This window comes from Nonomuraea sp. NPDC004186 (genome assembly GCF_053603495.1).
Genome location: NZ_JBSGFQ010000046.1, coordinates 1 through 13,624, shown reverse-complemented (window position 1 = coordinate 13,624; position 13,624 = coordinate 1). Strand labels below are relative to the sequence as shown.

General features: G+C 71.8%; 14 protein-coding genes. 5 read left to right on the top strand and 9 right to left on the bottom strand.

Going from position 1 to position 13,624, the window contains the following annotated elements:
• Nucleotides 1-12 precede the first annotated feature (12 nt).
• Both ACWEPL_RS32590 and ACWEPL_RS32585 read right to left on the bottom strand, forming a co-directional pair.
• Nucleotides 13-939 (bottom strand): NAD-dependent epimerase/dehydratase family protein, encoded by a 927-nt coding sequence (locus ACWEPL_RS32590; protein WP_363978266.1) that lies wholly within the window; start codon nt 937-939, stop codon nt 13-15.
• A gap of 29 nt (nt 940-968) precedes the next feature.
• Complete coding sequence (locus ACWEPL_RS32585) at nt 969-2,108, bottom strand: SGNH/GDSL hydrolase family protein (protein WP_452438445.1); 1,140 nt, start codon at nt 2,106-2,108, stop codon at nt 969-971.
• A gap of 222 nt (nt 2,109-2,330) precedes the next feature.
• Here ACWEPL_RS32585 and ACWEPL_RS32580 point away from each other — a divergent pair, with 222 nt between their 5' ends.
• From ACWEPL_RS32580 to ACWEPL_RS32565, 4 genes are all read left to right on the top strand, one after another.
• Nucleotides 2,331-3,263: a cupin domain-containing protein gene (locus ACWEPL_RS32580; RefSeq protein WP_452438444.1), complete on the top strand. Its 933-nt coding sequence runs from the start codon at nt 2,331-2,333 to the stop codon at nt 3,261-3,263.
• Between the two features lie 130 nt (nt 3,264-3,393).
• Nucleotides 3,394-4,662 carry a cryptochrome/photolyase family protein gene (locus tag ACWEPL_RS32575; protein ID WP_363978257.1) on the top strand — a complete coding sequence of 423 codons (1,269 nt, stop codon included), beginning with the start codon at nt 3,394-3,396 and terminating at the stop codon, nt 4,660-4,662.
• Nucleotides 4,663-4,848: 186 nt separating this feature from the next.
• The gene (locus tag ACWEPL_RS32570; RefSeq protein WP_397368654.1) at nt 4,849-5,682 is read left to right on the top strand and encodes an SAM-dependent methyltransferase; all 834 of its coding nucleotides are present in this window, start codon (nt 4,849-4,851) and stop codon (nt 5,680-5,682) included.
• Nucleotides 5,683-5,782: 100 nt separating this feature from the next.
• On the top strand, nt 5,783-6,199 hold the full coding sequence (locus ACWEPL_RS32565) for an ATP-binding protein (protein WP_363978459.1): 417 nt from the start codon (nt 5,783-5,785) through the stop codon (nt 6,197-6,199).
• 123 nt (nt 6,200-6,322) lie between these two features.
• Here ACWEPL_RS32565 and egtE read toward each other — a convergent pair whose 3' ends face one another.
• From egtE to egtA, 5 genes are read right to left on the bottom strand one after another with little or no spacing between them, the layout of a single operon-like run.
• Nucleotides 6,323-7,618 carry an ergothioneine biosynthesis PLP-dependent enzyme EgtE gene (egtE, locus tag ACWEPL_RS32560; protein ID WP_452438443.1) on the bottom strand — a complete coding sequence of 432 codons (1,296 nt, stop codon included), beginning with the start codon at nt 7,616-7,618 and terminating at the stop codon, nt 6,323-6,325.
• A complete protein-coding gene (gene egtD, locus ACWEPL_RS32555) occupies nt 7,615-8,595 on the bottom strand; it encodes an L-histidine N(alpha)-methyltransferase (protein ID WP_452438442.1) in 981 nt (326 codons plus the stop codon). Before egtD ends, egtE begins: the two co-directional genes overlap by 4 nt.
• Nucleotides 8,596-8,614: 19 nt before the next feature.
• On the bottom strand, nt 8,615-9,334 hold the full coding sequence (egtC, locus tag ACWEPL_RS32550) for an ergothioneine biosynthesis protein EgtC (RefSeq protein ID WP_363978245.1): 720 nt from the start codon (nt 9,332-9,334) through the stop codon (nt 8,615-8,617).
• The gene (egtB, locus tag ACWEPL_RS32545; protein ID WP_452438441.1) at nt 9,335-10,627 is read right to left on the bottom strand and encodes an ergothioneine biosynthesis protein EgtB; all 1,293 of its coding nucleotides are present in this window, start codon (nt 10,625-10,627) and stop codon (nt 9,335-9,337) included.
• Entirely contained in the window at nt 10,624-11,886 is a 1,263-nt protein-coding gene (gene egtA, locus ACWEPL_RS32540; protein ID WP_452438440.1) for an ergothioneine biosynthesis glutamate--cysteine ligase EgtA, read from the bottom strand. The genes egtB and egtA overlap by 4 nt, the downstream gene beginning before the upstream one ends.
• A gap of 105 nt (nt 11,887-11,991) precedes the next feature.
• On the opposite strand from egtA, the gene ACWEPL_RS32535 reads away from it, so the two are divergent.
• On the top strand, nt 11,992-12,243 hold the full coding sequence (locus ACWEPL_RS32535; RefSeq protein ID WP_363978236.1) for an anti-sigma factor family protein: 252 nt from the start codon (nt 11,992-11,994) through the stop codon (nt 12,241-12,243).
• Here the strand turns inward: ACWEPL_RS32535 and ACWEPL_RS32530 are convergent.
• Both ACWEPL_RS32530 and ACWEPL_RS32525 read right to left on the bottom strand, forming a co-directional pair.
• Nucleotides 12,238-12,477 (bottom strand): anti-sigma factor family protein, encoded by a 240-nt coding sequence (locus ACWEPL_RS32530; RefSeq protein ID WP_452438439.1) that lies wholly within the window; start codon nt 12,475-12,477, stop codon nt 12,238-12,240. The genes ACWEPL_RS32535 and ACWEPL_RS32530 overlap by 6 nt on opposite strands.
• A gap of 79 nt (nt 12,478-12,556) precedes the next feature.
• On the bottom strand, nt 12,557-13,195 hold the full coding sequence (locus tag ACWEPL_RS32525; protein WP_350723388.1) for an RNA polymerase sigma factor: 639 nt from the start codon (nt 13,193-13,195) through the stop codon (nt 12,557-12,559).
• Nucleotides 13,196-13,624: the final 429 nt, after the last annotated feature.

The following is a 13,624-nucleotide window of genomic DNA, read 5'->3' as shown; positions in this document are numbered from 1 at the left end:
CCCAGGATCCCCCTAGTTGGCGAACGACTTGACGGTTTCCAGGAGCACGTCGTCGAGTGGGGTGGGGGTTAGGCCGAAGGTCTTCACGGTCAGTGAGGCGTCCAGGATGAAGGGGCGCTGGTACTGATACTGCATCTCCCATGTCTGCGCCATGATCGGGTCGGCGAGGCCGGCTTTGTGCAGGTCCAGGGGTGACATGCTGATCAGTTGTGGCGCGGGAGCTCCGGCCAGCTCGGCGAACCTTTCCGTCACCTCGCGTACGGTGACGTCGGAGATGGGAGGCACATGCCAGGCCCGGCCCCATGCCCGCTCGTCGCGACTGAGGGTGACCAATGCGTTCGCGGCGTCGCCGGGGTGGCTCCAGCTGTGCGGTGCGTCCAGGTCTGCCGGTACGACCGCGGGCTCGCCGGCCAGCACCGGCGGCGCGATCAGCAGATTGAACATCGATAGTTGGCGGGGTCCGATGAAGTCACCGGGCCGCACTTCGGTGAATCGAATCCGTCTCTCGTTGTGGGCGGTGATGGCGTCCTCCCACATCTGCGCCCGGACCCGTCCCTTGATGGTGGTCGGCGACATGGGGAGATCTTCGGTCAGGGGCTCGCCTGGGGCCGGAGGGCCGTATCCGTAAGTGTTGCTCAGGTTGACGTACCCGGCGCCGCTGCGTTCGGCTGCGATCAGCAGCGCGGCCGCCAGCGCCGGGGTCTCCACGGGCAGCAGGTCGTAGGCCGGTGTGGCGCAGTTGAACAGTGTCGTGGCGCCACTGGTCAGCTCGGTGAGCCGGGCGGCGTCGCGGGCGTCGGCGGCGATCGGTTCGATCAGCGAATGCTCGGGCCCGCCGCCACGCCGACTGAGGATGCGGACACGCTCACCGGATTCGGCGAGCAGGCGCGCGGTGGCGATTCCCGAGGCGCTGGTTCCGACGACGACGTGGAATGACATCGAGACTCCTTCGTGGGGATGCAGGGTGTTCAGCCGAGGTCGGACAGGTCGATGGCGTCGGCCATGGCGCGGTATCCGGCATCGTTGAGGTGCAGGTGGTCACCGGAGTCGAAGGCCGGGTCGAGCCGGAACGCGTCCTCGGGCGAGCCCACCACACGGTCGAAGTCGATGACCGCGTCGTACTCGCCCGAGGTGCGGATCCAGGCGTTGATGGCGGCGCGTTTGGCCTCGCTGCTCGCGGTGGAGAACGCCGAAGGCCCCGCGGGCATCACCGTGGCCCCGACGACCCGCAGCCTTGCGGTGCGGGCCTGCTGGATCATGTCGCGGAAGCCTGCGATGACCTCGCCGGAGGAGACCTCGACATACGGCGCGAAGGTGGGGAACGGCGACGCCTCGGCCACCTCGCTGATACCGATGTCGTTGATGCCCAGCAGGATGACGACCGTTCCCACGCCCGGCTGACCGAGGACATCGCGACGGAACCGGGACACCGCGCTGTCACCGAGCCAGGCCGAGTCGACCGTCACCCGGTTGCCGCCGATGCCCTGGTTCAGCACGGCGCGGGGACGGCCCGCCGAGGCCAGGCGCTCGGCGAGCGCGTCCGGGTAGCGGCGGTCGGCGTCCAGGGCGCTGCCCACGCCCTCGGTGAGGGAGTCGCCGAACAGCACGACGCCCGCAGGCCGCACCGGGCCGCCGGTCACGTCCAGCCCGCTCAGGTAGTACCAGGACTGCGAGGTCTCAGCGAACGCCGTGCCGTCGGCGTCGTCCCGGTGGTCTCCGTCGGCACGGTAGTTGGTCGCCAGCGCCTGGGCGTGGAATGTCGCGGGGCCGGTCGGCTCGGCCGCATAGAACGTGATCGTCACCTTGTCCAACGGCGCCGTCCTGAACGGTGTCAGGTCGCTGGCGAGTTCCGCACCGGCCGCGATCGTGAACGTCCGCTTCCCATCGACGGTGAGGTGCCGAAGAGTAGCCTCCTGGATGGCGGCGCCATCCGCACAGGCGGCGATGGTGGCCCCGGTGATCGTGAGCGGGCCGGTCCCGTAGACGTTCGACAGCCGGATCCGGACCGCGTCGCCGTCGGCGGTGACCCGGAGCACTTGGCGGACGGTCTGGCTCGCGAAGCCCTCCTGGGACCAGTTCGGGGCGAAGCTCTCACTCGGACGCTGCATCGAGGTGGTCCAGGCAGCGGCCCAGGTGGTCGCGGTCGTAGCCGGAGCGAGGCCGGCATCGGCCGTATTGGTCGGTGGCATGACAGGCACAGGCGCATCCCTCAGGCATCAAGATCGAAAGCTTGTCCGCGATCCACCGTAAGGAGCCGATGACAGATGATGAATATCTTGCCGTCCGAAATAGATGTCCCAGCGTCTAATGATCATTGCTAAGTTGCAGCAATGGACGTTCTCGGTGACGTGCTCGCCGCGATGCGCGCCGGACGGCCGTACGCGGGTCGGACCAGATGCTGGGAGCCCTGGGGCGTGCGGTTCCCGGCCGGCGACTCGGCCTGCTGCCACATCGTTCTGCAGGGCGCGTGCTGCCTGATCTCCCCTGACGGCGCACCGTTGACGCTCGGTGTCGGCGACGTGCTGTTCACCGCGCCGGGGCGGGGGCACGTGCTGGCCGACCGGCCCGGCGGCCCCTTGACCGACTTCCGTCCTGTCCGCGACGGCGAATCTCTGATCACCGACTTGAACATCCCCGGCCCAGGCGCCGCCACCGAGATGCTCTGTGTCTGCTACAGCTTCGACCGCGTCCGCCCCCATCCGCTGCTCGCCGACCTGCCGCCGGTGATTCACCTACCTGCCCGGCTCGGGCACCACCGCTCGCTCCGCACCACCGTCGACCTCATGGGCGACGAACTACGCGAACCCCGCGTCGGCTCCGAAGCGATCTTGGCCCCGCTCATCGACATGCTCCTGCTGTACGTCCTGCGCGCCTGGCTCGACGAGCAGTCCGCAGCCGGTGCCACCGGATGGGCCGCCGCCCTGACCGACCCGGCCATCGGCACCGCACTGCACGACATCCACCGGCGCCCCGAACACCCCTGGACCGTCGCAGAACTGGCCACCCGGGCCGGCGTGTCCCGCGCCACCTTCGCCAAACGGTTCGTCACCGCCGTCGGCCAGCCACCTCTGGCCTACCTCACCTGGTGGCGGATGAGCACCGCGTCTCGACTCCTGCTCGGCACCGACGCCCCACTCCAGAGCGTCGCCGAACGCTGCGGCTACGGCTCGGAGTACGCGTTCGCCAAGGCGTTCAAACGCGAGTACGGCATAGCCCCGGGCCGCTACCGGCGGAGGGCCCGCTCGGGCTCGCCGGCCGGCTGATCTGGGTGGTCTGGCTGGCGATGTACGGCATCCGCCTGCGCGAGGCGTAGCGGCCCACCTGGAGCTCCTGGCCGGTCTCCCCCGGCGCTCCCGCGAGCCGCGCGAACGGCGTCCGGCTCACACTGTCTCCATGGCCACGGCGATCGTGCTGTTCAACAGGGACCTGCGCGTCCACGACCACCCCGCCCTCGTCGCCGCCTGCGAGCGGGCCGAGCGGGTGGTGCCGCTGTTCGTGCTGGACCCGGCCGTACCGGAGGGGAACCGGCACGGTTTCCTCCTGGAGTGCCTGGCCGAGCTGCGGGCCGCGCTCCGCGCCCGCGACGGCGACCTGGTCGTACGGCAGGGCGACGTCGTCCACGAGACGATGAAGCTGGCCGCCGAGGTGGACGCGACGACGATCTGCGCCGGCGCGGACGTCAGCTCGCTCGCCCGGCGGCGCGAGGAGCGCTTCGCCCGGGAGCGGATCGAGTACCTGCGTTTCCCCGGCGTCACCGTCGTGCCACCGGACGCACTGCGGCCCTCGGGCGGCGGCGACCACTACCGGGTCTTCACCCCCTACTGGCGCGCGTGGACCCGCCACCCCCGCCGCCCGGTCCTGCCGCCGCCGCGCACGGTGCGGACGCCCTCGGGCCTGGCCGCCGGGCGGCTGCCCCGGCCCCAGTCGCCCGGGCCGATGCCCGGCGGCGAGCCGGCGGCCCGCGAGCGCGCCGACCGCTGGCTGCGCCAGGGGCTGGACGGCTACGCCGAGGGGCACGACGACCTGGCGGGCGACCGCACCTCGCGGCTCAGCCCGTACCTCCGCTTCGGCTGCCTGTCGCCGCTGGAGCTGGCCTGCCGCGCCGAGCGCAGCGAGGCCTTCGTCCGCCAGCTCTGCTGGCGGGACTTCCACCACCAGGTGACGTACGCGTTCCCGCGCATCGGCCGCGAGAACTACCGCCACCCCGAACGGCGCTGGCGGCACGACCAGGACGCGCTGCAGGCGTGGCAGGCCGGGATGACCGGGCTGCCCATCGTGGACGCCGGGATGAGGCAACTGCTCGCCGAGGGCTGGATGCACAATCGGGCCCGCCTGATCACGGCCGCATATCTGGTCAGGCATCTCGGCCTCGACTGGCGCGACGGCGTACGGCACTTCTTCGAGCACTTGCTCGACGGCGATGTGGCCGACAATTCGGGCAACTGGCAATGGGTCGCCGGCACGGGGAACGACACCCGTCCCAATCGCACCTTCAATCCCCTACGTCAGGCCAAGCGCTACGACCCCGAGGGCCACTATGTCCAGCGCTATGTGCCCGAACTCGCCGCCGTGCCGGCCCCGTACGTCCACGAGCCCTGGCGACTTTCCGCGCCGCCCGCCGGGTACCCCGCGCGGCTTGACAGTGCCGCTGACCAGGGATGACTCGCGGACGATCTATTACGCCGGCCGTGTCACGAAGAATCTGGTCACAAACATTTCCCGAAATAACCGGTCTATCGTATTGTCATTGACTGGAATTGTTGGAACATATGGTCAGAGTCATCGAGTGAAGTCCAAAGATCGCTTACCGCAAAAAGGTCAGCGGCGAGGGGAAAGGGGACAACGCTCATGCACCGACGTGCTGTCCGAAACCTGGCCAGGCTCGACACGACGCAAGCCAGAATCACTCGGATATTCGACGCTGCCGCAGGTGGGAAGGACAACTTCCTGGCGGACAAAGACGTGGTGCGCCATTTTGATCAAGTTACACCTGCCCTCACGACCGCGGCCCGCGCCGTTCTACAATTCCTGTCCCGGGTGGTGGCCCACCTGGCGGCCGAAGGCGTGGACCAGTTCATGATCGTGGGCAGTGGCGTCCCCAGCGGCCTCTCGGCCGGGAACCGGTTACACGACATAGCCCGGCGCGCCTCGCCCGGGTCCGCCGTACGCGTCGTGTACGTCGAGAACAACCCGATGGTGGTGGCCACCGCCCAGGCCACCATCGAGCCCTTCACCGACCTGGTCCGCGTGGTGGACGGCGATGTTCGGGAGATCGACGAGATGCTCCAGGACCACGTGGTCCAGACGTTCATCGACTGGGAGCGGCCCCTGGCCGTGCTCCTGCTGTCGTCGCACAGCCTCGACGACGACGAGTACGCCCACTACGTCGTCAAGCGGCTCCAGCACACGGCGCCCAAGGGCAGCTTCCTCGGCCTGCTGCACACCACGTTCGACGCCGTCCCGCCGGAGCTGCTGCCCGCCATCCGCGACATGGTCGCCATGACGCTGCCCCGCCTCGCGATCCGCTCGCGGGAGGAGGTCGCGGCCCTGCTCGACGGCCTCGACCTGATGGAGCCCGGGCTGGTGTGGGTGCCGGAGTGGCACCCCGGCGGGCGTGACCTCGCCTGCGCCGACGAGCCGAGCGCGTCGGGCAACTACGGCGCCGTCGCCCACATCCCCTGACGCGTCGCTCCGAGTCCGGAATCGTAACGAAATCGCATTCGCATAAGTGAGGGCGAGAGCTTATCGTGGAGTTGGGAGCGCTCCCAATCTGAGAGACGTGATGCGTATGTCCCCCCGCCCCAGCTCCTTGTCCGCCGCTCCGACTCGCGCGGTCGCGTACCTGCTGCCGTCGGTGCCGGCCGGTGTCTGCGAGGCGCGCTCCCTGGTCCGGACCGAACTGACCGGCTGGGGCCTGGAAAGGCTGATCGACGACTGCGTGCTCATCGTCAGCGAACTGGTGACCAACGCCGTCCGCTACGGCGGGTCGGCGTACGCGTTACGCCTGGAAGATCGTACGGACCGGTTGTACGGGGAGGTCTTCGATCCGGGCGACGGCGAGCCCCGCCCGTGCTCGCCCGACGCGGACGCGCTCTCGGGGCGGGGGCTGCAGATCGTCTCGGCGATCGCCGACGACTGGGGAGTGACCGCGGCGGACGGCGGCAAGGTCGTCTGGTTCTCGGTCCTGAGCGCCATCTGACCGGCGTGACGGGCCGCCCTCAGACCGGCGCGGCGGGCGCGGTTTCAGCGGGCGCGGCGTCAGCGGACGAGGACGTCAGCGGACGAGGACGTCAGCGGGCGAGGACGTCAGCGGGCGAGGACGTCAGCGGGCGAGGATGCGGGCCAGGGCGTGCAGGGTCTCCACGGGCGTGCCGGGTGGCGGGGAGACGCGGAGCACGGGTTCGCGCAGGTCCAGCGGCGCGCGGGCGGTCGGTACGACGTTGACCAGCAGCGACGCCTCGGCGGCCCGGACGGCGGCGCTCTGCGCGCTGTCTCCCGGCGGCGGCCGGAGCGTGACCAGGGCGGACGGCTCGTCGAGCGGCTCGACCACGCGCCACCCGCCGGCCCCGTCGAGCACGCCACGCGCCGTACGGCCGAGGTCGGCCAGGTGCGCGTGGACCGCGAACGGCCCGAGCTCGTGATGCTCCAGCACGGCCGCCCCGAGCCCGGCCCGCGCCGCGACCGCCGCCTCCGAGCTCTCGAACCGCACCACCCCGGGCACCGGCACCGGGCCACCACACTCGGGCACCACCCCGGGCACCGGCACCGGCCCACCGCACTCAGGCAGTGGGCCGTCAGAAGTCCACAGGTGGCCACCCAGGGTGGGGACCGCGGCGTCCATGGCCGGCGTGAGCCCGGGGACGATCAGGAAGCCGACGCCGCGCGGCCCGCCCAGCCACTTGCGCGAGGTCCCCACGTACGCGGTCGCACCCGCCCCGCGTACCTCGACATGCCCGAGTGACTGGCAGACGTCGAGCACGAACGGCACCCCCGCCGCGCGGCACAGCGCCCCGACCTCCTCGGCGGGCTGCACGACGCCGCGATGGGAGGCCACGTGGGAGACGATCACCAGGTCGAGCCCGGACGCCAGCAGGGCCCGCAGCCCTTCGAGGTCGAGGCGGGCGTCGCCGTCCACCGGCAGCTCGACCGGCTGCCAGCCCCGCTGGGCGGCCAGGCGGTGCAGCAGCATCAGCGTGCCGCCGTACTCGGTGCGCGCGTGGCCGACGCGGCTGCCCGGCGGGAGCCGCCAGCCGCCCAGGAGGGCCGCCATCGCCGCCGTTCCGCTCTCCAGGAACGCCACGTCCGCCGGGCCGCCCCCGACCAACCCGGCCAGGGCCGATCTGGCCGGGGTGAGGTCGGGGACGGCCGCGTAGCCGCCGCGTTCCCGTTCCAGCCGCAGGTGCGCCACGACCGCGTCGAGCACCCGGTCGCTGGGCACGTTGCAACCGGCCGCGTCGAGATGCCCGGGCGGCACGACGCTGCGCGCCGCCCGCCACAGCTCACCGGCCCGCGCCGCCCACCCGGCCCGATCGGCCCGCGCGTCCGGCCCGACTCCGGCGGCCGACGCGTCCGGCCCGGCCCCGGCGGGCGGCGCCACCTGCCCCGTTCCGCGGATCATGCCTCCGCCAGGATCAGGGTGAAGTCACCGTCCGGGTCGGTGTAACCGCGGCGGACGAGGAAGCCCGCCCCGGCCAGCTCGGCCCGCAGCCCTTCGGGCCGGAACTTGGCGCTGATCTCGGTACGCATCTCCTCCCCTGCGGCGAAGTCCACCTCCAGCCCGAGCTCCGAGACCCGCACCCGCAGGTCCCGGACGGCCCGCAGCCGCATCTCGATCCATTCGTGCCGCTCGTCGTAGAGCGCCACGTGCTCGAACGCCTCCGGCTCGAAGTCGGCCCGCAGCTCCCGGTTGATCACGTGGAGCACGTTGCGGTTGAAGGCGGCCGTCACTCCGGCCGCGTCGTCGTAGGCGGCCACCAGCCGCTCGGTGTCCTTCACCAGATCGGCGCCGAGCAGGAACGTGTCCCCCCGCCGGAGCGTGGCCCGCACCTCCTTCAGGAACGCCCTGCGGGCGACGGGTTCGAGGTTGCCTATCGTGCCGCCGAGGAAGGCCACCATCCGCCGCCCGGTACGCGGCAGCAGCCCCAGGTGCTGCTCGAAGTCGGCGCACACCGCCCGCACGTCGAGCCCGGGGAAGCGCCCGGCGACCCGGCGCGCCGCCGCCTCGAGCGTGACGGCGTCCACGTCCACCGGCGTGTACGCGCGCAGCGTGCCCGCCGCGGAGAGCGCCTCCAGCAGCAGCTCCGTCTTCTCGCTGGTGCCCGACCCCAGCTCGACCAGCGTGTCCGCGCGGGAGGCGGCGACCAGGTCCGCGGCCCGGGACCGCAGGATCGCCAGCTCGCGCCGGGTCGGGTAGTACTCGGGCAGCCGGGTGATGCGGGAGAACAGCTCGCTGCCCGCGGTGTCGTAGAACCACTTGGGCGGCAACCACTTCGGCGAGGACGTCAGACCCATCCTGACGTCACGTTCGAGAGCCTGCCGCAGGTAGTCACGGTCGAGGTGATTGATCACATGCACGGACGACTGGCTGACGGCCATGAGGCCTCCTATGGTGAGATCACAACGGCTGCACGGCAACGCGGTCGGGGGTGACGGTCAGCAGGCTGCGCTCGGGAACGGGCTGCCAGCCCGGCAGGTCGTCGAGCGGCTCGCTGGCCACGCGCACGCCGTCGTGGCTTCGGTGGTGGAAGAGCGTGTCGCCCCAGGCGGTCGCGGCGATCGAGGCGCCGTCGCAGGCGAGCAGGTTGAGGCGGGCGCCGGGGTCCTTCTTCCCGGCGTGGACGACGACTTCGGCCAGCGCCTCGCCCAGCCCCAGCCCGGCGCGCCCGCGCAGGAACACGGCGGTCGCCATCCAGGCGGCGTCGCACGCGCTCTCCGCGCGACCGGCCAGGTCGTCGGCGAGGTCGCGGAGCGCGTCCTTGCTGACGCGCCCGTTGTGGCTGAGCAGCCACCCCTTGTCGGTGAACGGCGCGGTGGCGCTCTCCTCGATCGGCATGCCCGCGGTGGCCGAGCGCACGGCCGCGAGCAGGCAGGTGGAGCGGGCGATCTGGGCGAGCGCGGGCAGGTTGGCGTCGGACCAGATGGGCACGGTACGGCGGTAGCGCACGGGCTCGGGGCGCGTGGAGTCGTACCAGCCCATGCCGTAACCGTCGGCGTTGATCATGCCGTTGCGCTGGTGCCGTGGCGCGTACGACTGCTTGAACAGGCCGTGCTCGGGTTCGTGGATGAGCCAGGTGAGCGGGCGGGGCTCGCCCAGCCAGGCCGCGTGCCTGCACACCTAGACCAGCTCCGAACGCGCGCAGCGGAACCCGGTGAAGATCTGCCGCCGGACCGGGTAGTCCCAGTTCCTGAACGTGGTGCGGACCGCCGCCGGGTCGGCCGCCCAGGAGCCGCCGCGCAGCACCCGGTATTCCTGGCCGAAGAACACCTCGCTGTACTCCTTGTAGGGAAACGCGCGGAAGCCCGGGTAGGGCTGGAACCAGGAGCCGGTCCACTCCCACACGTCTCCGACCATCTGCTCGACCCCGTACGCGCTGGCCCCGGCCGGGTAGGCGCCCAGCGGCGCGGGGTGGGCGGCGCGGTGGCCGAGGTTCGCCCTGGCCGGGTCGGGGGCCTCCTCGCCCCACGGGTAGCGGCGGGCGCGGCGGGCCTCCGGGTCCCAGCCGCAGGCCTTCTCCCACTCGGCCTCGGTGGGCAGCCGCTTGCCGGCCCAGCGCGCGTAGGCGTCGGCTTCGTACCAGCTCACGTGCTGGACGGGCTCGTCCATCGGGATCGGCTCGGTGCGGCCGAAGCGCCTGCGCCACCAGGCGTCGCCTTCTTTGACCCAGAACAGGGGAGCGACCACCCCGCTGCGCTGCCGCCACAGCCAGCCCTCGGCGGACCACCAGCGCGGGTCGTCGTAGCCGCCCTCCTCGATGAACGCCGCGTACGCGCGGTTGCCGACGGGGAGCCGGTCGATCCAGTACGCGGGCAGGTCCACCTGGTGGGCGGGGCGTTCGTTGTCGTAGGCCCAGGGGAGGGTGGCGGTGCCCATCATGAAGGAGCCCGCGGGCACGTACACCTCCTCGGGGCCGCCGCTCCGGCCCTGCGGCAGGTCGCCCTCGCGTACCAGGCCGGGCTGCCCGGACAGCTGCAGGGTGGCGAGCATGGTCTCGTCGTGCTGGTGCTCGTGCTGGATCACCAGGCCGAACACGAAGCCGTCGCGGTGCAGCGGGTCGGCGCCCTCCAGGTCGACCGCGTCGAGGACGTCGAGCACGCGCCCGCGTACGCCCTCGATGTAGCGGCGGGCCTCCGCAGGGCCCAGGAGGGGCAGGGTGGGGCGGTCCTTGCGCGGATGTTTGAACGCGTCGTAGATGTCGTCGATCTCGGGGCGGATCGGCTCGATGCCGCCGGCCGCGCGCAGCACCCACAGCTCCTCGTAGTTGCCGACGTGCGCGAGGTCCCACACCAGCGGCGACATCAGCGGGGAGTGCTGACGCACCAGCAGGTCGTCGTCCGCCTCGGTGTAGGCGAGCGACCGGTCGCGCACGGCGAGGAGCTCGGCCGCGATGCGTTCCTTGGAGTCGGTCATTGCCGTCCTTCCCCGTTCAGCCAGGCCGGGACGCGCCGTCCCGGCACCGGATCCATCAGGTCGGCCGCCGGTGAGCGGCCCGTTGTCACGTGCCGGTCGGCGAACGCGGCCACCTCGCCGACCAGGCCGGGGTCCGCGCCGAGGCGGGGCAGCGCCTCCAGCGCGGCGCGGAAGCACGCCTCGGCGGCCCGGCCCAGGCGCGGCTCGGTCAGCCCGCACCGCGCCGCGTCCCGCCACAACTCCCGGCTCGGCATCCGGCCGGGCCCCAGGTACGGCTCCACGGCGGCCAGCGCTGCGTCGGCGGCCCGGTCGTCGGCGACGAGGGCGTGGGTCACGGCCACGCACACCGGCCAGGCCGCCGGGTGCTGGGCATCGAGGTAACGGATCTCCAGCCAGCCCCTGGGCCGTACCGGGGGGAAGACCGTCGTGGCGTGATAGGCCAGGTCGTCGGCGGTGGGGCGGCGCTCGCCGGCGCCGTTCAGCCAGTCGCGGAACGTCGAGCCGTCGCGGACCGGGCGACATCGCTCCCCGTCCTCGCGCACCAGCATGAGCCGGGCGTCCAGCAGGTAGCCGGCCCAATCGGCGGCGGGGTCGCCCGAGGCGGGCACGGGCGCGGTCCGGGTGCGGTCGAGGCGGTCCCAGACGGCCTGGCGGCCCGACATCCAGCCGCACGGCCGGCCGCCGCTGAGCGGCGAGTTGGCGAAGGCCGCCATCAGCACGGGGCCGAGCGCGTGCGCCCGCTCCCACCGGGCCTGCGGCCGCTCCCCGAGGTCCAGGTTGACCTGGACGGAGGCGGTCGAGCACATCATCAGGGCCCCGTACGGCTCGCCGAGGAACTCGGCCATGGCGTCGTACCTGGGCAGGCGGAGCTGGCGGCGGGCCGGGCGCACCGGGTCGAGGCCCACCCCGGCCAGCACCAGCCCCGCCGGGCGCAGGGCGGTCCGCACGGCGGAGACGTCGGCGGCCAGGCCGTCGAGCGCGTCCCGCAGCGGGGCCGCGGGACCGGACAGCTCGAGCTGCCCGCCCGGCTCGAACGTCACCCGGCTGCCGCCCGGCAGCGCCGGGACGGCCCGCTCGACCTCGGCCATCGGGACCTGCGCGGCCGCCGCCGCACGGTCGAAGACCAGGAACTCCAGCTCGACGCCCACCCGCTCCTCGGCGTCCGGATCCTGCGCGGCCGGCTGGAAGCAACGGCGCGCGAAATCCGCCACCTCGGAGGCGTCCCGCAGCGGCGTGCTCTCGGACGTCAGCCCGATCATCGTCGTCCCCTTCGCGTGGCGCACAGGTCTACAGACCCGCGAGGCGCGCGAACGTTACAGGCGGATTTTCGTGTAACGGATGGGACGTGACCGGGACTAGGTCACATGGAGCGGGCAGCGGACGACCTCGGATGCGACGACGTGCTGGAGCTGCTCACGGACTATCTGGAGGCGGCGCTCCCGGCGGGGCGACGGCGGCGGGTCGCGGACCATCTGGACGCCTGCCCTGCGTGTTCGGAGTGGCGGGCGCAGATCCTGGCGACGATCGCGGCGCTCGGCTGCCTGCGTGACGACGTCATGCCGGCGCCGGTGCTCGCCGCGCTGCGGGCGAGCTTCCGTATGAGCCCCGGCTCATAACCGGCGCCGCTCGCGGAAGGCGGACATGAGCCGGTCGCGCATGTCGGCGGGCAGCTTCTCCGGATGCGGGTCGCCGAGGGCGTCGATGGTCACCCGGAACTGCTCGACGTAGCGCTCGCACCCCTCGCAGCAGGCCAGATGCTCCCGCACGCCGTCGCGGGCGGGCCGGTCGAGGGCGTCCTCAAGGTAGGCGGTGATGAGTCCCGCCAGCTCGTCGCAGGTGAACCGCTTCACGACGTCGACCGCCCTTGCCTCTGGATATGAACCGTTTCACTTATTGTCGCCGCTTCGCCGCCCAGGAGAAGCCCACCGGCTACTCCGGCTGCTTCACGGACTCGAAATAGTCCGCGAGCCAGCCGCGCACGGCCGTGCGGGCGCGATGCAGCAGCACCCGCTGGTTGGCCTCGGAGATCTCCAGGATCTCGCACACCTCCTCGGACGTGCACCCTTCCACGTCGCGCAAGGTGATCACGATCCGCTGCCGGGGAGGCAGCCGCGCCAGCCCCTCGGCGATCAGCCCGCGCACCTCAGAGGCGAGCGCCTCGCTCTCCGGCGTCGGCCAGGTCGCGGGGAGCTCCTTCCAGCCGCCCGGCAGCACCGCGTCGAAGCCCTGGTCCGCCACCGAGACGCCGTCGTGCTCGAAGGAGCTCCACGGCAGCGTGCGGCTCTCGCGGGCGCCGCGCTTCTTCGCGGTGTTGATCAGGATGCGGTAGACCCACGTCTTGACCGACGAGCGGCTCTCGAACGCGTCGATCCCGCCGATAACCGCCAGCCACGTGTCCTGGACGACCTCCTCCGCGGAGTGGTCGGTGGACACGTAGGACCTGGCCACCCGCAACATGCCCCCGGACCAGGTGTCGAGCAGCGCCGCGAACATCGCCTCGTCCCCGGCGCGCAGGGCCGTGACGACGACGTCATCCGGGGGCAGCTCACCGCCCGCGAGAGACCCCACGATCGCTTCCCTCCGCTCGAACGCTGAGACATCCATGGCATCGGGACCGATCGCCGGCCCTCGCCCGGGACATACCGCCCCACGCTAATCCTTCCCACTGACGTTCTTCCGTCTCGGCGAAAGGCCACAAGATGCGTATTTTTCGGATAAACAGGTCAGAACCTTCCCAAAGGCGCAGTTCACGACGTTACGGGCCCTTCATCCCGCTCCCTTTGGACCAGACTCCCAAAGTTCCGGACATCCCCGGCGCCACATCCTGGTGGAGATCCATCCTCGGGGCGATAGTCGGCATCATGTTCGATATCTCCCTCGACCCCAGTGTCCGCTTCGCCGTCGCCAGCCCCCAGTCCATCGCGGTCCCCGCACCGTCCCGCAGCGTGCTGCCCACAAACCAGGCGTCCACGTCCTCCCACGTGACGGCGTCGGCGC